The organism is Pantoea sp. SIMBA_079 (assembly GCF_046940275.1).
Classification (GTDB): Bacteria; Pseudomonadota; Gammaproteobacteria; order Enterobacterales; family Enterobacteriaceae; genus Pantoea; species Pantoea borealis.
On record NZ_JAWRYR010000898.1, the window covers coordinates 1 to 237 of the forward strand.

1 protein-coding gene is annotated in these 237 nt (G+C 55.7%); it reads left to right on the forward strand.

What is annotated here, in order from left to right; translation table 11 throughout:
• Positions 1-45: 45 nt before the first annotated feature.
• On the forward strand, positions 46-237 hold a 192-nt coding region (locus SB719_RS22535), incomplete at its 3' end, for a hypothetical protein (protein WP_412160089.1).

The following is a 237-nucleotide window of genomic DNA, read 5'->3' on the forward strand; positions in this document are numbered from 1 at the left end:
CTACTGACCGGCAAGTTACCTTATGGCACTGTAGAAGGGAGGCATATGGAATGGGTACACCACCATATTGCCTCTGAAGCCCTGGCCCCTCATGTGCTGCGGCAGGATGTCCCCGCTGTACTCTCCGCCATCGTGCTTAAACTGATGGCGAAGTCGCCTGAATACCGTTACCACAGCACGGAAGGATTACTGGCCGATCTTCGCCGCTGTGCGGCTAACATTAAGCCGGACGGAATG